This window comes from Mariluticola halotolerans (assembly GCF_021611515.1).
GTDB classification, from domain to species: domain Bacteria; phylum Pseudomonadota; class Alphaproteobacteria; order Rhizobiales; family Devosiaceae; genus Mariluticola; species Mariluticola halotolerans.
Genome location: NZ_CP090960.1, coordinates 2484591 through 2503456 on the forward strand (window position 1 = coordinate 2484591; position 18866 = coordinate 2503456).

General features: G+C 58.8%; 13 protein-coding genes. 11 read left to right on the top strand and 2 right to left on the bottom strand.

The features are described from left to right. The first annotated feature begins 57 nt into the window (after positions 1 to 57). The 6 genes from L1P08_RS11865 (at position 58) to L1P08_RS11890 (ending at position 8140) form a co-directional block, all read left to right on the top strand. Positions 58 to 3048, top strand: a complete 2991-nt coding sequence (locus L1P08_RS11865; protein ID WP_303617221.1) for a 2-oxoglutarate dehydrogenase E1 component — start codon at positions 58 to 60, stop codon at positions 3046 to 3048. A 91-nt stretch (positions 3049 to 3139) separates the two neighbouring features. Beyond that, positions 3140 to 4366, top strand: coding sequence for a 2-oxoglutarate dehydrogenase complex dihydrolipoyllysine-residue succinyltransferase (odhB, locus tag L1P08_RS11870; protein ID WP_303617222.1), 1227 nt, complete (start codon positions 3140 to 3142; stop codon positions 4364 to 4366). 15 nt (positions 4367 to 4381) lie between these two features. Beyond that, positions 4382 to 5017, top strand: coding sequence for a LysE family translocator (locus L1P08_RS11875; RefSeq protein ID WP_303617223.1), 636 nt, complete (start codon positions 4382 to 4384; stop codon positions 5015 to 5017). Positions 5018 to 5040: 23 nt separating this feature from the next. Beyond that, positions 5041 to 6447: a dihydrolipoyl dehydrogenase gene (gene lpdA, locus L1P08_RS11880; protein WP_303617224.1), complete on the top strand. Its 1407-nt coding sequence runs from the start codon at positions 5041 to 5043 to the stop codon at positions 6445 to 6447. 136 nt (positions 6448 to 6583) lie between these two features. Continuing rightward, positions 6584 to 7525, top strand: a complete 942-nt coding sequence (locus L1P08_RS11885) for a VOC family protein (RefSeq protein ID WP_303617225.1) — start codon at positions 6584 to 6586, stop codon at positions 7523 to 7525. After that, on the top strand, positions 7526 to 8140 hold the full coding sequence (locus L1P08_RS11890; protein WP_303617226.1) for an alpha/beta hydrolase: 615 nt from the start codon (positions 7526 to 7528) through the stop codon (positions 8138 to 8140). A gap of 26 nt (positions 8141 to 8166) precedes the next feature. Here L1P08_RS11890 and L1P08_RS11895 read toward each other — a convergent pair whose 3' ends face one another. After that, on the bottom strand, positions 8167 to 9153 hold the full coding sequence (locus L1P08_RS11895) for a DMT family transporter (protein ID WP_303617227.1): 987 nt from the start codon (positions 9151 to 9153) through the stop codon (positions 8167 to 8169). 224 nt (positions 9154 to 9377) lie between these two features. Then, a complete protein-coding gene (locus L1P08_RS11900) occupies positions 9378 to 10307 on the bottom strand; it encodes a tyrosine recombinase XerC (RefSeq protein WP_303617228.1) in 930 nt (309 codons plus the stop codon). 1658 nt (positions 10308 to 11965) lie between these two features. On the opposite strand from L1P08_RS11900, the gene L1P08_RS11905 reads away from it, so the two are divergent. The 5 genes from L1P08_RS11905 to atpD all read left to right on the top strand — a co-directional run bounded on the left by L1P08_RS11905 (position 11966) and on the right by atpD (position 18862). Further along, positions 11966 to 14173, top strand: a complete 2208-nt coding sequence (locus L1P08_RS11905) for a primosomal protein N' (protein WP_303617229.1) — start codon at positions 11966 to 11968, stop codon at positions 14171 to 14173. Positions 14174 to 14392: 219 nt separating this feature from the next. Then, positions 14393 to 14953 carry a F0F1 ATP synthase subunit delta gene (locus tag L1P08_RS11910; RefSeq protein WP_303617230.1) on the top strand — a complete coding sequence of 187 codons (561 nt, stop codon included), beginning with the start codon at positions 14393 to 14395 and terminating at the stop codon, positions 14951 to 14953. Next, complete coding sequence (gene atpA / locus L1P08_RS11915) at positions 14953 to 16485, top strand: F0F1 ATP synthase subunit alpha (protein WP_303617231.1); 1533 nt, start codon at positions 14953 to 14955, stop codon at positions 16483 to 16485. Before L1P08_RS11910 ends, atpA begins: the two co-directional genes overlap by 1 nt. Before the next feature lie 33 nt (positions 16486 to 16518). Continuing rightward, positions 16519 to 17394, top strand: a complete 876-nt coding sequence (locus L1P08_RS11920; RefSeq protein ID WP_303617232.1) for a F0F1 ATP synthase subunit gamma — start codon at positions 16519 to 16521, stop codon at positions 17392 to 17394. Positions 17395 to 17416: 22 nt separating this feature from the next. Further along, complete coding sequence (gene atpD / locus L1P08_RS11925) at positions 17417 to 18862, top strand: F0F1 ATP synthase subunit beta (protein ID WP_303617233.1); 1446 nt, start codon at positions 17417 to 17419, stop codon at positions 18860 to 18862. The last annotated feature ends 4 nt before the right edge of the window (positions 18863 to 18866 follow it).

Below are 18866 nucleotides of genomic sequence, written 5' to 3' on the forward strand. Positions count from 1 at the left end.
CACAGATGCGCATCGCGCAATCAAGGGAAGACGAGGCCGGCCCTCGCCGCAGAAATCATGACACGACAGGAAAAGAACGAGCTGTTCTTGCTTACCTCCTTCTTATACGGCGGTAACGCCGCCTATATGGAAGATCTCTACGCGCGCTATAAGGCCAATCCCGCCAGTGTCGATGAGACGTGGCGGGCTTTTTTTGGCAAGCTTGATGATGCGCCGGGTGATGTGGCAAAGAGCGCCGCCGGACCCAGCTGGGGCCGGGCCGACTGGCCGCAGGCCGCCAATGGCGAGCTCGTATCCGCTTTTGACGGAAATTGGGGCGAAATCGCCGTCAAAACCGAGAAGAAGGTTTCCGAGAAAGCCAGTGCACGCGGCGAGACACTGTCCGCTGCTGATGTGATGCAGGCGACGCGTGATTCCATTCACGCGATCATGATGATCCGGGCCTATCGCATGCGCGGCCATTTGCATGCTGATCTCGACCCCCTGAAGCTGAGCACGCAGGAAGATGCGCCGGAACTCGACCCGGCGTCCTACGGGTTCACCGAGGCTGACTATAGCCGCGAGATTTTTATCGACAATTATCTGGGACTTGAGTTTGCGACAGTGCCGCAAATGCTCGAGATCCTCAAGCGCACCTATTGCTCGACGGTTGGCGTTGAGTTCATGCATATTTCTGATCCCGAGGCCAAAGGCTGGATCCAGGAACGCATTGAAGGACCGGACAAGGAAATCACCTTCACGCCCGAGGGCAAGAAGGCGATCCTCAACAAGCTGATCGAGGCGGAAGGCTTCGAGAAATTTCTTGATGTCAAATATACTGGCACCAAGCGGTTTGGCCTTGATGGCGGCGAAAGCCTGATTCCGGCTCTTGAGCAGATCATCAAGCGCGGTGGCGCACTGGGCGTCAAAGACATCGTGCTGGGCATGGCCCATCGTGGCCGCCTCAACGTTCTGACCCAGGTGATGGGCAAGCCGCACCGGGCGCTGTTTCACGAATTCAAGGGCGGGGCGTTCTACCCCGAAGACGTCGAGGGTTCAGGGGATGTGAAATATCATCTCGGGGCTTCGTCTGATCGTGAGTTCGACGGCAATGAGGTGCATTTGAGCCTCACAGCCAACCCCTCGCATCTCGAAATCGTCAATCCGGTGGTTCTGGGCAAGGCCCGCGCCAAGCAAGATCAACATTCTGCGGTTGATGGTCATTTCGTCTTCGATACCAAGCAGACTGATCGCTCAACAGTGTTGCCGCTTTTGCTGCATGGTGATGCGGCGTTCGCAGGCCAGGGCGTTGTTGCCGAATGTTTTAGTTTGTCCGGACTCAAAGGGCATCGGACAGGTGGTTCGATCCATTTTGTGATCAACAACCAGATCGGGTTTACTACATCGCCGATCAACTCGCGCTCGTCACCTTATCCCACTGATGTTGCCAAAATGATCGAGGCGCCGGTTCTGCACGTGAATGGTGACGATCCGGAAGCCGTGGTTTATGCGGCAAAGATTGCGATCGAATACCGGCAGAAATTCCACAAGCCGGTTGTCATCGACATGTTCTGCTATCGCCGGTTTGGCCATAATGAAGGCGACGAACCGAGCTTTACCCAGCCGTTGATGTACAAGCGTATCCGTTCGCACAAGTCGACGCTGGAAATTTATTCGGAAAAGCTGATTGCCGAAGGTCTGGTTTCGGGCGACGAAATCGACCAGATGAAGGCCGATTGGCGCGCCCGGCTTGATGGCGAGTTTGATGGTGGCCAGGACTACAAGCCGAACAAGGCCGATTGGCTGGACGGTGCGTGGAAAAACATCAAGACTGCCGAACTGGACGGGCCGCGGCGCGGGGATTCCGGGGTTCCGGAAGATCAGCTTAAAGCGATTGGTGCCAAGCTGACGCAAGTGCCTGAGGGGTTCACACCGCACCGGACGATCTCGCGTTTTCTCGAAAATCGCAAGAAAGCCATCGAGTCAGGTGAAGGCATCGACTGGGCCACTGCGGAAGCGCTGGCTTTCGGCTCGCTTGTTGCTGAAGGACACCCGGTTCGTCTCTCCGGTCAGGATGTCGAGCGGGGCACGTTCAGCCAACGGCATACGGTGCTTTACGATCAGGAAGTCGATACGACCTATACGCCGCTCAACAATGTTGCTGAGGGGCAGGCACGTTACGAGGTCATCAATTCGCTTCTGTCGGAAGAGGCTGTGCTCGGGTTTGAGTATGGCTATTCGCTGGCCGAGCCGAATGCGCTGACATTGTGGGAAGCCCAGTTTGGCGATTTCGTCAACGGGGCCCAGGTGGTGATCGACCAGTTCATCTCCGCGGGTGAGCGCAAGTGGTTCCGCATGTCGGGCCTCGTTCTGTTGTTGCCCCATGGCTATGAAGGTCAGGGGCCGGAGCATTCTTCTGCCCGTCCCGAGCGCTATTTGCAGCTTTGTGCAGAAGACAATATGCAGATTGCCAATTGCACCACACCGGCCAATTATTTCCACATTCTGCGCCGACAGTTGAAGCGTGACTTCCGCAAGCCGCTGATCCTGATGACCCCGAAGTCGCTATTGCGCCACAAGCGGGCCGTCTCCGGGCTCAACGAGCTGGGAGCTGACAGTTGCTTCCATCGTCTGTTGTGGGATGACGCGGAAGCACCGGGCGTTGCCAAGACCGAGGTTCGCCTTGCGGGTGACGACAAGATACGCCGTGTGGTCCTTTGTACTGGCAAGGTCTATTATGACCTGCTTGAGGATCGCGAAAAGAAGGGGGTCGATGACGTCTATTTGCTGCGGCTTGAGCAGCTCTATCCGTTCCCGGCCAAAGCACTTCTGGATGAATTGCAGCGGTTCCCGAATGCGGAGATCGTCTGGTGTCAGGAAGAGCCGAAGAACATGGGTGCCTGGGCTTTTGTGCAGCCTTATGTTGAATGGGTTCTGGAGCAGTTGGGCAGGCCCGGTGCTCGGCCCCGTTATATTGGGCGGGCAGCTTCCGCCTCGACAGCGACGGGCCTGATGCGGAACCATCTGCTGCAAATGCAGGCCTTCCTCGATGAGGCCTTTGGCGAATAGAAGCGACGACCATTTGTTATTATGTACTGCCGGTGAGGGAAACGGTTCCCGGTTTTCCGGCAGTACCCGTTAAGGATCGAAGGAAGACAATATGTCCACCGATATTAAAGTACCGACCCTCGGCGAGAGTGTGACCGAAGCCACGATTGGCGAGTGGTTCAAAAAGGTTGGTGACACCGTCGCGATTGACGAGCCGTTGGTGGAGCTTGAAACCGACAAGGTAACGATCGAGGTACCCTCTCCGGTTGCGGGTGTGCTCGAGGCGATTTCCGCCGAGAGCGGGGACACGGTTGAGGTGGGCGCACTGATCGGCGCTGTCGCCGAGGGTGGTGCTGGTGCAGCGCCAGCCGCCAAGGCAGAAACCAAATCCGAGGCCAAAGCAGAAGCGCCCGCCGCTGAAGCAAAGGCCGAACCGGCTCCAGCCGCCGCTTCCGAAATGCCGGCAGCGCCGTCCGCCGCCAAGATGATGGCTGAGAAGAATGTTGATCCTGCATCGGTGGAGGGGTCGGGCAAACGCGGTCAGGTTCTGAAAGAAGACGTGCAGGCTGCGATTGCAAAACCTGCTCCAGCGAAGGCTGCGCCTGCCGCTGTCCGCGCGCCTTCAAGCGCCGGCGATGCCGAGCGTGAAGAGCGGGTGAAGATGACCCGGCTGCGCCAGACCATTGCCCGCCGACTGAAAGACGCTCAGAACACGGCGGCCATGCTGACGACTTTCAATGAAGTCGATATGAAGCCGGTTATGGATTTGCGTAGCAGCTACAAGGAATTGTTTGAGAAAAAGCATGGCGTGAAGCTCGGCTTCATGGGCTTTTTCACCAAGGCTGTGACCCATGCGCTCAAAGAAGTCCCGGCGGTGAATGCCGAGATTGATGGCGATGAGCTGGTCTACAAGAACTTTGCCCATATCGGTGTCGCAGTTGGCACTGAAAAAGGCCTTGTTGTGCCGATCGTGCGTGATGCTGACCAAATGAGCATTGCCGAGATTGAAAAGGAAATCGGCCGTCTGGGCCGGTCTGCGCGTGATGGTCAGTTGACCATGGCGGATATGCAGGGTGGTACCTTCACCATTTCCAATGGCGGCGTTTATGGGTCTCTGATGTCGACGCCGATCCTTAATGCACCACAGTCGGGCATTCTGGGTATGCACAAGATTCAGGAACGGCCCATCGTGGTCAATGGTGAGATCGTCATTCGTCCGATGATGTATCTGGCGCTCAGCTATGATCACCGGATTGTCGATGGCAAGGACGCCGTGACCTTTTTGGTGCGGATCAAGGAAAGCCTCGAGGATCCCCAGCGTCTGGTGCTGGACCTCTAGAACCGGATTGGCGCAATGGCGTTTCCGTGGATTGAATATGCTGGTTTGATGCTGGCATTCGGTATCGGTGCGGTGGCACCGGGGCCGGATTTCGCCATGGTTTTGCGCCAGTCCATTGCCCATGGTCGGCAGGCGGCGATTTTTACCAGTGCGGGGATTGCCTCCTCGATCCTCGTGCATGGCACTTATACGCTGCTGGGTATCGGGCTGGTGGTCAGCCAGTCGATCCTGCTGTTCTCTATCCTCAAATTCGCGGGCGCGGCCTATTTGGTGTGGCTGGGGATTTCTGCCCTGCGTGCGCCTGCACCGACGCCGCCCGCCGCGATCGACGCGCCGGCGCGTCGGGAAATGGGGCCGGGACGTGCATTCGGTATCGGCTTTTTGACCAATCTGCTCAACCCCAAGGCTGTGGTGTTTTTCCTCGCGCTGTTCACAACCCTGGTTCAGGCGGATACAGCGCTTGAATATAAAGCGTTCTATGTGCTGTCGATGAGTGCGATGCTGCTGGTCTGGTTCACACTGGTCTCGTTGTTTTTTACCACCCGACGAGTACGTGAAAGCTTTTATCGCAGCGGCCAATGGTTCAATCGGGCCACGGGCGCAGCCCTGATCTTTCTGGCGCTTCGTGTCGCGGTTACACGGCAAAACTGAATAACAATTCAAAGGCAAATATCATGGCGGATACATTCGACCTTACGGTAATCGGCACAGGCCCCGGCGGTTATGTCTGCGCGATTCGCGCGGCACAGCTGGGGATGAAGGTGGCTGTGGTCGAGAAATGGCCGACATTTGGCGGGACCTGCCTGAATATTGGCTGTATTCCCTCAAAAGCCCTGCTGCATGCCTCGGAAATGTTCGAGGAAGCCGCGCATAATTTCGACAAGCTCGGGATCGATATCGACGGGCCGCGCCTCAACCTTGAGCAGATGATGGCGCACAAGGACGATACGGTGAAGGCCAATACGTCCGGCGTCGAGTATCTGATCAAGAAGAACAAGATCACGGCCTTTGAGGGCCATGGCTCGATTGCGGCGCCCGGCAAGGTCAATGTGATCAATGCCAAGGGCGAGCGCCAGACGATTGAATCGAAGAATATCGTTATTGCCACCGGCTCGGTTTCAACACCGTTGCCCGGGATCGAGATTGACGAAGAGCGGGTGGTCACTTCCACCGGTGCGCTTGAGCTCAAGAAAGTGCCAGAACATTTGCTGGTGATTGGCGCCGGTGTTATCGGGCTGGAACTGGGCTCTGTCTGGGCGCGGCTCGGGGCCAAGGTGACCGTGGTTGAGTTTTTGGACCGCATCCTGCCGGGCATGGATGGCGAGGTTGCGAAACAGTTCCAGCGCATGCTGCAAAAGCAGGGCTTTGAGTTCAAGCTCGGCACCAAGGTGACCGGGATCGAAAAAACCGCCAAGGGGCTGGTCGCCGTGACCGAGCCGGCCAAAGGCGGCGACGCGGAAAAGATCAATGCCGACGTGGCCCTGGTCGCTATCGGACGCAAGCCCTTTACTGAGGGGCTGGGACTTGAAGAGGTGGGCGTTACGCTGGACGAGCGCGGCCGGGTGGCCGTTGATGGCCACTACAAAACCAATGTCGATGGCGTTTATGCCATTGGCGATGTGATTGCCGGGCCGATGCTGGCGCACAAGGCCGAGGATGAAGGTGTCGCTCTTGCCGAGATTTTGGCGGGGCAGGCCGGGCATGTGAATTATGGTGCCATCCCGGGCGTGGTTTACACCAATCCCGAGATCGCCTCTGTGGGCAAGACCGAGGAAGAACTTAAAGCCGAAGGCATTGCCTATAAGGTTGGCAAGTTCCCGTTCTCGGCCAATGGCCGCGCCAAGGCGATGCTGGTGCCGCAGGGCTTTGTCAAAATCCTTGCCGATGCCACGACGGACCGGGTGCTGGGCGGGCATATCGTGGGCAAGAATGCCGGTGAGATGGTCCATGAAATTACCGTTTTGATGGAATTCGGCGGTGCCGCCGAAGATCTGGCCCGCACGACCCATGCGCACCCCACCTTGTCCGAGGCGGTGCGTGAGGCGGCTCTGGCTTGCGGTTTGGGGGCCATCCACATCTAGGCTTTATCTTCGCTGTTCGTGATGCTCGAACGCTGTTGCTCCGTCTGTGCAGTTTATCTGACCGAATGTTGTTGCCATATAATGGGTAACACAAACCAAGGCCGTTCCCGGTTGGGGGCGGCGAAAGGGGTTAGCTATGCTCAAGCAGATCAAGGGCCTGCATCACGTCACCTCGATGGCCAAGGATGCGCGGCAGAATAACAGGTTCTTTACCGACACGCTCGGGTTGCGCCGGGTCAAGCAGACGGTCAATTTCGATGCGCCGGATGTTTATCATCTTTATTATGGTGATGGCGCCGGCACGCCGGGCAGTGTGATGACCTATTTTCCGTTCCCCGATATTGGCCGCGGCCGTCCGGGGACGGGTGAAGTGGGCACGACATTGTTTTCGGTTCCCGAGGGCTCGTTGCCTTATTGGCAGACCCGGCTGACCGATTCGGGTGCGGAGGGGCTGGCGCTGGAGACGGCGTTTGGCGAAAACAGGTTGCTTTTTGCCGGACCCGATGCCGACAGTTTTGCGTTGGTTGAAGTCAAGGATGACAACCGCACACCCTGGACGGAAAACGGGGTGAGTGAGGATGTGGCCATTCGTGGTTTTCACGGGGCGACCATGCGGCTGCAGGATGATGGCGCCACCGGCGAATTGCTGAAATTCATGGGCTATGAGCCGGTCGACAAGGCTGATGGCGTTATCCGTTTCGGCATGCCGGGCGGCAATGGCGCGGACTTTGTTGAACTGGAAACCATGCCCGATGTGTCCCGTGCCCAGCTTGGCGCAGGGTCGGTGCATCACATCGCCTTTGCTGTCGATAATCGCGAAAAGCAGCTCGAGGTGCGCAAGGCCCTGCTCGATACGGGCTATCAGGTGACGCCGGTGATTGATCGCGATTATTTCTGGGCGATCTATTTCCGCACACCCGGCGGCGTGCTGTTTGAAGTGGCGACCAATGAACCCGGCTTTGACCGCGACGAGGACACAGCCCATCTGGGGGCCGCGCTGAAACTGCCAAGCCAGCATGAGCATTTGCGCGCCTTTCTCGAGGGGCATTTGCAGCCGCTGGATGGCGAGGGGGCTTAAATGACCGATAGCTATATCTATCTTGAACAGGGCGGCGCATCTCCCGATGCGCCGCTGATTTTCACCCTGCATGGAACCGGCGGCGATGAAACGCAGTTTCATGGCTTTGCTCAGGAGACCCTTCCGGGCGCGCAGATTGTCAGTCCGCGCGGCGATGTCAGTGAAGGGGGCATGAACCGCTATTTCAAACGCACGGGCATGGGCGTTTACGATATGGATGATCTGGCCTTGCGGACGGAAAAGCTGGCTCAGTTCATGCGCGGGTTCAAGGGCGACAGCGGCCGCAAGACTTTGGCGCTCGGCTATTCGAACGGGGCCAATATCATTACCAATCTGTTGTTCGCCTATCCCGACCTCCTGGATGGGGCGGTGCTGATGCATCCGCTGATCCCGTTTGATCCGGCACCGCAGCCGGGTCTTGCCGGGCGGCGGATTTTGGTGACGGCGGGCCGGTCTGACGGGATTTCGCCCGAGGGACTGACCGAGAAGCTTCTGGCCTATTTCGAGCGCCAGAATGCCGATGTGACCGCAGACTGGCACCATGGCGGGCACGAAGTGCATAATAGTGAAATCGCCGCGATTACGGCGTTTCTGGCGCCTTATCGCGACAATTGATTTCGCAGCCGGCGGTTTGAACTGAATCAGACCGCCGGTGGCACTTTCTGGGCAAGCTTTTGCACCCGCCGCTCGGCGCGGGTGAAGGTGAAAATCCCCATCAGCACCATGGCCGCGCCCAAAGCGTGCCAGACACTGAAAACCTCCCCGAGAATGGTGACCGCCATGGTGATGGTGATGACGGGGGACACATTGCCCATGATGGCGGTGGGTTCCGGGCCGACAATGCCGATCGAGGCGGAAATCAGATAGGCGGGCAAAACGGTGGAGACCGTGCCCATGGCCAACATCAACCACATGGCATTGGGGCCAAGGGCCAGCGCGCTGAGCGGGTGCACAAAAAGAAAGTGGGTGATCACGGCAAAACCGGCGGCAGACATGGCCACCGAGGTGAAAAGGCGTGCGCCCAATTGATCAATCAGCGGTTTGGCGAGCAATTGATAGGCCGCAAAGGAAATCGCGGCACCCAATACCAGCGCGCTGCCAATGATCACATCGGCGCCTCCCAGTTGCAGTTCATGGCCAAAAATCATGATCAGTCCGCTATAGGAAACCACAAGGGCTGCAACCATTGCCGCAGACACTTTGCGCCGGAAAATGATCGCCCCGAACAATACCACGAAGAACGGGTAGGTCAGTAGAATCAGCCGATCAAGCTGGGCGGTGATATATTCCAGCCCGGCGAAATCGAGATAACTGGCGACATAATAGCCGACCATGCCCACAAGGCCTGCCTTGACGAGGGTTATGGGGGCGATCTTGAGGTCGGGCTGTTTGCGGCGTTTGTCGCGATAACCCATCCAGCCGATCAGCGCGAAAAAGGGTACCGCAATAATCATGCGCCATGTCAGGGTGGTGAGCGCATCGACATTCTCGATCAGGGCCAGCTTGATGACGATGCCTTTGGTGGCAAAGAAGGCTGCGCCGAGCGCGCCGAGCGTGTAGCCGATCCAGCGGCTGACAGGGGGTGCTTCTGTTTGGGCTTTGGGGGGTATTTGAGCGGTCTGGGACATCCGGGTTTATTCCTTGTTACCCCGCTCTTGCACCTGAACACCGCGAACCGGGGCCAGCCGCTTGAAGCGGGGCCGGTTGCGTTGCGATGATTTTACTGGATCATGTGCACGCGCCCCGGCCATTGATAATGCCGAGGAGCTGAATGTTCGCGATGCGAATGCGCTGCGTGATCATGCGCTTTGCCTATACCCATCTTTTAACACTGGCAAGACATGACCGGCGCTCACGAGCGAGGGTGGGCGCTGCGATAGCTGTCGAGCAATTGCTCCGTATCGACCTTGGTATAAATCTGGGTGGTCGATAGCGAGGCGTGGCCAAGCAGTTCCTGAATGGCGCGCAGATCGCCGCCGCGACCAAGCAGATGGGTGGCGAAAGAATGGCGCAAGGCATGCGGCGTGGCGGAAGGCGGCAGGCCAAGGGCCGACCGCAATTGGGTGACACGCAACTGAATCAACCGGGGTGACAGCACGCCCCCTTTTTCGCCCCGGAACATGGGATCATTTGGCGAGAGGGCGAACGGGCAGAGGCTGAGATAGGTGTCGATGCTCTTGCGGACAGGCCCGATCAGGGGCACGAGACGGACCTTGCCGCCTTTGCCGGTCACGCGCATGGCTGTGCTCTCCAGATCGGCGCGGGTCAGGGCCAGGGCCTCGGAAATGCGCAAGCCGCTGCCATAGCAAAGCGAGAGGACGGCCATGTCGCGGGCGGCGACCCAGGGGTTGTCCTCCAGTTCGGCGGTGGCGCTGATGGCGGATTTGGCTTCGTTGATGGTTAAAGCCTTGGGCAGTGTGCGCGGCTGTTTCGGGGTGGAGATGGCGCTGATGGCCGGATTGGCGAGAATTGACTGGCGTTCAAGATAGCCGAAAAATCCGCGCAGGGCCGAAAGGGTGCGGGCGAGGGAACGGGAATGCACGTCCCCGGTGCGGCGGACGGCCATGAAGGCGCGGATATCGCCGGGGCGCATATCGCGGAGAGTCTGAAGGGTGACGGGGCCGCTGGTATGAAGGTTCATGAAGGCGATGAACTGGCCAAGATCACGGGTATAGGCCTCGAGCGTTTTTGGCGCGAGCCGGCGCACGCTGCGCAAATCGGTGAGCCAGGCTGCGATCAGGGACTGAATCTGTTTGTCGGCGCGAAAGGCGATATCGGTCATGGGGCAAGGATAATGGTTTTGGGTTGAGGAAGTGGAAATGCCGGTTGGGGGGATTTGGGGTTGCCAGTGTCCTCATCCTGAGCCTGTCGAAGGATGGGGCGGGTGCGGTGCTGGAACCGTCGCCCTTCGACAGGCTCAGGGGGAGGGGTTGGGCGAGATCTGGCCCCTCACTCCTTTTTGCCCGGACTTGATCCGGGCATCCATGCGGTGTGGCCGGTATCGTATGGCCCCTCGGGTCAGGCCCGAGGGAGAAGGAAGGGGGAGGGGCCATTTGTTGTCCTTGTTCCTTCGTCCAATCCACCACGTCATTCCCGCGCAGGCGGGAATCCAGCAGCGGGCAGTCCTGCCCGCGAAAGACATCCCCCGCACCGCCGACGCGGTGCACTGGATCCCCGCCTGCGCGGGGATGACGATGGGAGTGGTGAGAGAATGCGGTCACCGTAATCGCGCGCACCCCAAAGCCCCCGTCAGGCCCAAAGACCCACGGTGTTGATAATCAGGCGGCATGAGACGGTGCATGGCCCGTCTGAGAGTTAAAACAAATGAGACATACACCGTCTCATGCAACCGGGATTTTTGGCGTGGCCTGTGCTCTTAACTGCGCTGGGGCCCATCCCCGCTTCCTTTCGGAAGTACACCTGCCTTCGGGGGCAGGCTGGTCGCGGCACAGTTTTGGCCTTCCCTGAGGCGACCCCCAAGGAACCCGGTCCCCCTTCACCCCGGACGTTCGTCGCGCCGGCGCCGGTGATGTGAAAAGGTGGGATGAGGATAAACGGGGTTTGGGGAACGTCGATAAGTTTTGTGGTTTGAAGTGGTTTTCCCTCCCCTTGATGGGGAGGGTGGCCCGGCACAGCCGGGACGGGTGGGGTGGAGCCACAAGCGCGGTGTTGGCGGAGAGAGCGCAGAGTCTTTGTTTGGCCCTTTGGGCCAACCCCCACCCTTGATCCCTCCCCACGAGGGGGAGGGAGAGGAAGGTCGCCGGGTTATGTGCATCCCGTTCTGGATTGCCGCGCGGCTTGGCCGCTCGCAATGACGACGAGGGATTTGTGTCTGGGTTTGCCACTGTCCTCATCCTGAGCCTGTCGAAGGATGGGCGGTACGCGCGGTGCCAAAACCCTCGCCCTTCACCCCTTTTTGCCCGGACTTGATCCGGGCATCCATGCGATGTGGCCGATATCGTATGGACCCTCGGGTTAAGCCCGAGGGAGAAGGAAGGGGGAGGTGCCATTTGTTGTGTTATCTCCGATCGTCATACTCGGGCTTGACCCGAGTACCCATGCGATTGTGCAGCGACCACAGGTCGGCGTGTCGTGCGGGAAGGTTGGGACTGCCCGGCCCTTTTGCTGACGTGGATGGTGGGTCATGGGCCCTCGGGTCGAGCCCGAGGGTGACGATCTGGGGGGATGAGGGTTTCAGCGCTTGCCACACCCACGGCGTCATTCCCGTGAAAACGGGAATCCAGTGCGCCGCGTCGGCGGTGCTGAAGGCAATTCCTGCGAAAAAGTCTGCCCGCTGCTGGATCCCCGCCTGCGCGGGGATGACGTTGGGGGTGGGGAGAGAATTGTGGCATGTCTTTGGTCACCGCTCGCACCCCCCCTCCCGACGGGGGCTTGCCGGGGGTGGGGGAATGGCCGTAGTCAGGCGGGGGTGAATCGGTCATGGTTTGTTCCGGTGCGGCAAGGAATGGTTTCAAGGGTCTGATGGACGAGCTGGGTGACATTGTTGCGGTAATGGTGGGGGTGGCGGTTGACGGGCCTTATTCCTACCGGGTGCCGGCTGGCATGCAGGTTGTGCGCGGGTCGGTGGTGATGGTGCCGCTTGGGCCGCGTTCGACGCTGGGTGTTGTCTGGGGGGCGCCCAAGGACAAGGTGGCGCATAACCGGCTCAAGGATATTACCCGGGCCTATGATGTGCCGCCGCTTTCGGATGAATTGCTGCGCCTGATCGACTGGGTGTCCCGTTACACCCTGGCAGCACCGGGCATGGTGCTGCGGGCAGCCTTGCGATCGCATGAAGCGCTGGAGCCGGAAAAGCCGGTGACCGCCTATCGCACGACGGGGACTATCCCCGAGCGGATGACCGGGGCGCGGGAGCGGGTGCTGGATGTGGTGATGGATGGCATGGCCTGGGCCAAGCCGGCGCTGGTGGGCGCGAGCGGGGTCAGCCCCTCGGTGATCGAGGGACTGGTGAAGGTTGGGGCGCTGGAACAGGTCAGCTTGCCGCCCCCGCCCGTGGTGCAGGCACCGGACCCCGATTTCCGCCCGATGGTGCTCAATGCCGAGCAGCAGGCCGGGCTCGACCAGTTTCGGGCCATGGCAGAGGGGTTCGGGGTGGCGCTGCTCGACGGGGTGACCGGGGGCGGCAAGACCGAGGTGTTTTTCGAGGCGGTGGCCGATACGCTGAGGGCCGGCAAGCAGGCGGTGATTCTTTTGCCGGAAATCGCGCTGACCCACACATTTCTTGAACGCTTCACAAAGCGATTCGGGGTGAGGCCCGCCGAATGGCATTCAGACATGACGCCGGTGCAAAGGGCGCGGGTGTGGCGCGGGGTGATGAGCGGGCAGGTGCGGGCGGTTGTGGGCGCGCGCTCGGCCCTGTTCCTGCCGTTTCATGAACTCGGGCTATTGGTGCTCGATGAAGAACATGATGGGGCGTTCAAGCAATCGGACGGGGTGAATTATCACGCACGGGACATGGCGGTGGTGCGGGCCAACCTCGCCGGCGCGAAAGTGATTCTCTCGTCGGCGACGCCTTCGGTTGAAAGCCGGAACAATGCCAATCTGGGCAAATATACCCATATCCGGCTGGAAAGCCGGTTTGCCGATGCGCAAATGCCCGATATCCGCAGTATCGACATGCGGGCCGAGGGGCCGGAAAAGGGGCAATGGATTGCCCCCGAACTGGCGCGGGAAATTTTTGCAACGCTCGACCGGGGCGAGCAGGTTTTGCTGTTTTTGAACCGGCGCGGCTATGCGCCGATGACATTGTGCCGGGCCTGCGGCCATCAATATCAATGCCCTGATTGTGCCAGCTGGCTGGTGGAACACCGGTTTCGCGGTGTGTTGATGTGCCATCATTGCGGCCATGAAATGAAAAAGCCGGAGAGTTGCGGGCAATGCGGGGCGGCCGAATCGCTGGTGCCGATCGGGCCGGGGATTGAACGGATTGCCGAGGAGGCCGCCGAGCGCTTTCCCGATGCGCGGCGGGTTGTGCTGTCCTCGGACATGGGCAGCAATGCGCAAATCCGCGACCGGTTCTCCGAGATCGAGCGGGGCGAATATGATCTGATCATCGGCACGCAGCTGGTGGCCAAGGGGCATCATTTTGAAAAGCTGACGCTGGTGGGGGTGCTGGATGCCGATCTGGGGCTGGCGCATGGCGACCCGCGGGCGGCGGAGAAAACCTATCAGATCCTGACCCAGGTGGCGGGACGTGCGGGCCGTGCCGCCAAATCGGGCCGGGCCTATTTGCAGACCTATCACCCGGATCATCCGGTGATGCAGGCGATGATGCGCGACGACAGTGAGGCGTTTTATGCCCATGAGCTTGAGGTGCGCGAACAGGGCGGGCTGCCGCCATTCGGACGGTTGGCGGCGCTGATCATCTCTGCCAATGAGCATGAGGTGGCTTTCGGGTTTGCCCGGCGGTTGCTGGCGGCGGCACCGATGGCGGAAGGGGTGAAACTGTTCGGGCCGGCGGATGCACCGGTCTCGATGGTCAGGGGGCGGCACCGGGTGCGGCTGCTGGTGCAAAGCCCCAAGGATTTCGACCTTTCAGGCTATGTGCGCTTCTGGCTTCAGGCCGGGGAAAAGGTGACAGGCAATCTCAGGGTTCAGGTGGATATTGACCCGATGAGTTTCTATTGAGCCGTTCAGGGGGACATAACCGGGCCTGCGACAAATTTAGCGCGCCAGATTCACGCCCACACGCTTGCGCCCGCGAGTTTTTGTGTGTTAGTGGGGGCGCGACTTTCACGAGCCTTGACGGGGTCGGTCATTTTCCTTGACAGAAGTCCTGAAATTGCCGCGTGGTTTATGCTAGATTCCACCGGTCAACAGAATTGTAACAGACGGGGTTGAGCAACATTGAGCGCGCAGAATTCAGTTCTTCAGCACATTGCCCTGCCTTACGCCGCAGCGCTTTTTGATCTGGCAACAGATGCGAAGGCCGTGCCGGCCACAGAAAAGAGCCTTGATGCCATTTCCGGGCTGATGGGCGAGGGCAGCGACTTTGCGCGTTTGCTGACATCACCGGTTATTGCCGCCGATGTTAAGAGCGCGGCCATCGATGCTATTCTGGCAAAGGCGAAAACCCCTGAACTGGTGGCAAATTTTCTGCGCCTCGTGGCCCGGAATGGCCGGTTGTTCGCGTTGTCGGCAATGATTGTCGGCTTCAAGAACCTGGCTGCACAAGAACGTGGTGAGGTGAGCGCGGATGTGACGTCTGCTGCCCCCTTGTCCAAGGAACAGCTCAAATCGCTGGCCGATACCTTGAAAAAGAAAATCGGCAAGACGGTGACGCTGAATGCCCACGTTGATCCTTCGCTGATCGGTGGCCTTCAAGTGAAGGTCGGATCGCAAATGATCGACAGCTCATTAAAGACGAAACTGACAGCGATGAAAATCGCCATGAAAGAGGTCGGCTAATGGATATCAAAGCTGCGGAAATTTCCGCGATCCTCAAGGACCAGATCAAGGATTTTGGCAAGGAGGCCCAGGTCTCCGAAATTGGCCAGGTGCTTTCGGTCGGCGACGGTATCGCTCGTGTGTATGGCCTCGACAATGTTCAGGCCGGTGAGCTCGTTGAGTTCCCGGGCGGCATCAAGGGCATGGCGCTCAATCTCGAGCGTGACAATGTCGGCGTCGTGATCTTCGGGTCTGACCGCGATATTAAGGAAGGCGACACGGTCAAGCGGACCGGTGCCATTGTGGATACCCCCGTGGGCAAGGAATTGCTGGGTCGCGTAGTTGACGCGCTGGGCAATCCGATCGACGGCAAGGGTCCTTTGAAGGCCAAGCAGCGTTCGCAGGTTGATGTGAAGGCGCCGGGCATTCTGCCGCGTAAGTCAGTGCATGAGCCCATGTCGACCGGTCTCAAGGCCATTGACGCGCTCATTCCGGTTGGTCGTGGTCAGCGCGAGTTGATCATTGGCGATCGCCAGACTGGTAAAACAGCGATCATCATCGACACATTCCTCAATCAGAAGCCGGCCCATCAGGGTTCTGACGAGAATGCCAAGCTTTACTGCATCTATGTTGTTGTGGGCCAGAAGCGCTCCACCGTGGCCCAGCTGGTCAAGGTGCTCGAGGACAATGGCGCGATGGAATATTCCATCGTCGTTGCCGCGACCGCTTCCGATCCGGCGCCGATGCAGTTTCTTGCGCCGTTCACCGGTTGTGCGATTGGCGAATATTTCCGCGACAATGGCATGCATGCCCTGATCGCTTATGACGATTTGTCCAAGCAGGCCGTGGCCTACCGCCAGATGTCGCTTTTGCTGCGTCGTCCTCCCGGTCGTGAAGCCTATCCCGGTGACGTGTTCTATTTGCACTCCCGTTTGCTGGAGCGTGCGGCCAAGCTCAATGAAGATCATGGTTCAGGCTCGCTGACAGCCTTGCCGGTTATTGAAACCCAGGCAAATGACGTTTCTGCCTATATTCCAACCAATGTGATCTCGATCACGGATGGTCAGATCTTCCTTGAAACGGATCTGTTCTTCCAGGGTATTCGTCCTGCTGTGAACGCCGGTCTGTCGGTGTCCCGTGTGGGTTCGTCGGCCCAGATCAAGGCGATGAAACAGGTTGCCGGTTCGATCAAGGGCGAGTTGGCTCAGTATCGCGAAATGGCCGCTTTTGCGCAGTTCGGTTCCGATCTGGATGCCGCCACGCAGCGCCTGTTGAACCGTGGTGCGCGTTTGACCGAGCTTTTGAAGCAGCCGCAGTTCTCGCCGCTCAAGACGGAAGAGCAGGTTGCAGTGATCTTTGCGGGCGTGAACGGCTATCTGGACGTTGTGCCTGTGAACAAGGTGCGTGATTACGAAAAAGGTCTCTTGGGCGCACTGCGCTCCAAGCACGCTGACCTGCTTGGCGCGATTGCCAAGGAAAAGGCACTGACCGACGATATCAAGGACAAGCTCAAAGCCGCCCTTGATGGATTCGCCAAGACCTTTGCGGCTTAAAGCTCACGGCAGTTTAACGGAACGGATGGCGTCATGCCCTCTTTGAAGGACCTAAAAAACCGGATCGTCTCGGTCAAATCGACCCAGAAGATCACCAAGGCCATGCAGATGGTGGCCTCGGCCAAGCTTCGGCGCGCTCAGGAAGCCGCGGAAGCCGCACGCCCCTATGCCGAGCGCATGGACCGGGTGCTGGCCGGGCTAGGTGCCGCCTATGCGGGGCGCCAGGATGCCCCGAAACTTCTCGCCGGTACTGGCGAGGACAAGGTGCATTTGCTGGTTGTGGCAACGGCAGAACGCGGGCTTTGCGGCGGGTTCAACTCGTCGATCGCCCGTCTGGCCCGCGAACATGCCAACAAGCTGTTGGCTGAAGGCAAGACGGTCAAGATCCTGACCGTTGGCCGCAAGGGTAACGATATTCTCAGGCGTATGTTCAAGGACAATATCGTCGAGGCGGTTACCCTACGTGAAGTCAAACAGATCGGTTATGCCAATGCGCAGGATATCGGTGAGAAAGTTCTCGCCATGTTTGCGAATGGCGAATTCGATGTGGCGACGTTGTTTTATGCGCGTTTCAAGTCTGTGATCAGCCAGGTGCCCACGGCACAGCAGCTGATCCCGGCAGCACTTGATGATGCACAGGAAAGCGCGGACAGCCTCAATTACGAATACGAGCCGAGCGAAGAAGCGATCCTTGAGGATCTTTTGCCGCGCAATATCTCCGTGCAGATTTTCCGGGCATTGCTCGAGAATGTTGCCGGTGAGATGGGCGCCAAGATGTCGGCCATGGATAACGCCACGCGGAATGCGGGCGAAATGATCAAGAAGCTGAACCTGAGCTATAACCGCCAGCGCCAAGCCCAGATCACCAAAGAGCTGATTGAAATTATTTCCGGCGCTGAAGCGCTGTAAAAAACGAGAACGGGGATTTAAGATGGCAGCCAAAGCTAAACCAACAGGCCGCGTCAGTCAGGTTATCGGCGCCGTTGTGGACGTTGAATTCGACGGTCACCTGCCCGCAATTCTGAACGCGCTTGAAACCGACAATAATGGCAACCGGCTCGTCCTGGAAGTCGCGCAGCACCTTGGTGAAAACCAGGTCCGCACGATCGCCATGGACACCACGGAAGGCCTTGTGCGCGGCCAGGCCGTCAGCGATCTGGGTGTGTCAATCGAAGTTCCTGTGGGCGAAGAAACCCTTGGGCGCATCATGAATGTGATCGGTGAGCCGATCGATGAGGCCGGCCCGGTCAAGACCAAAGGCCGTCGCCCGATCCATGCCGAGGCACCTGATTTTGTCGATCAGAGCCCTGAAGCTGAAATTCTGGTAACCGGCATCAAGGTTGTGGATCTTCTCGCGCCTTACGCAAAAGGCGGCAAGATCGGCCTGTTCGGCGGCGCCGGTGTGGGCAAGACGGTTCTTATTCAGGAACTGATCAACAACGTTGCAAAGGCACATGGTGGTTATTCCGTGTTTGCCGGTGTTGGTGAGCGGACCCGCGAAGGCAACGATCTTTATTACGAAATGATCGAATCCGGTGTGAACAAGGACCCCAAGGAGAACAATGGTTCGACTGAAGGTTCCAAATGTTCGCTGGTTTTCGGCCAGATGAATGAACCCCCGGGGGCACGTGCCCGTGTGGCGCTGACCGGCCTGACCATTGCGGAAGATTTCCGCGACAAGGGCATGGACGTGTTGTTCTTTGTGGACAATATCTTCCGCTTTACGCAGGCTGGCGCTGAAATGTCGGCGCTGTTGGGCCGTATTCCGTCCGCTGTGGGCTATCAGCCTACGCTTGCGACCGATATGGGCGCGATGCAGGAACGTATTACAACAACCAACAAGGGCTCGATCACGTCCGTGCAGGCTGTTTATGTGCCGGCTGACGATTTGACCGATCCGGCACCTGCAACATCGTTTGCGCACTTTGACGCAACGACCAACCTGAACCGTGCGATTTCGGAAAAAGGTATTTATCCGGCTGTGGATCCGCTTGATTCCACATCGCGTATGCTTGACCCCACCATTGTGGGCGAAGAGCATTATGAAGTCGCGCGTCAGGTTCAGGAAATTCTGCAGCGCTACAAGAGCCTGCAGGACATCATCGCCATTCTGGGCATGGATGAATTGTCTGAAGACGACAAGGTTGCCGTGGCCCGTGCCCGCAAGATCGAGCGCTTCATGTCGCAGCCTTTCCATGTGGCCGAAGTGTTCACGGGCGCACCGGGCATCTTTGTGCCGCTTGAAGAAACCATCCGTGCCTTCAAGGGTCTGGTTGCCGGTGAGTATGATCATCTGCCGGAAGCTGCGTTCTACATGGTCGGCACGATCGATGATGCCGTCGCCAAGGCGCAAAAGCTGGCCGCACAGGCAGCGTAAGGAC